This is a genomic window from Pseudomonas brassicacearum, assembly GCF_003732265.1.
Lineage (GTDB): Bacteria > Pseudomonadota > Gammaproteobacteria > Pseudomonadales > Pseudomonadaceae > Aquipseudomonas > Aquipseudomonas brassicacearum_D.
In genome coordinates, this window is sequence record NZ_MOBK01000471.1 from 1 (window position 1) to 515 (window position 515).

1 protein-coding gene is annotated in these 515 nt (G+C 46.2%); it reads left to right on the plus strand.

Annotated elements, in window-relative coordinates; translation table 11 throughout:
• Positions 1–67: 67 nt before the first annotated feature.
• Positions 68–515 (plus strand): hypothetical protein (locus BK660_RS32315; RefSeq protein WP_148057561.1); only part of this gene is annotated, 448 nt, incomplete at its 3' end.

Here is a 515-nt window from a genome sequence, read left to right on the forward strand (position 1 = left end):
GCTGCTTCAGCACTGTTTGACTGGGACTAGTATTCACAGAAACAATTCGGATCATTCTTGGCATAGAATGCAGAGCTATTTCGAAGCTTCCTATATACTGCGGCAGCAATTTTCCGAGAACGGTGAAGTGCTAGCCCAACTGCAGTCGACTGTTAGTAAGAGTGGCTTCGAATTTGGCGTTGCAGCACTCGCCATTTATGATCCCGGCAACGCCAGTCTGGACGATGTAGTAACAGCGTTAGCAGATGATGATCACGATTATGAAAGCTTTGTTAGACCTATCATTGTTGGGGTTGAAAGGCTTCAAAGTGTAAAGCTCGAGAAGCTGGTGAGAGCAATGGTCAATCGACCGAATCATTCATTATGGGATCTTCAGGACAGGGTTAACTTTGCAATTAAATCCAGGATTGGTACAGATGATGAGTTTGCTGGTTTGATTGGTGCGCGGTTGGCGTCAAGTTTGTCCGAGAGTGAAATTTCAAGCTATTCGCGTTATTTGGCGTCAGCGGGCAGGC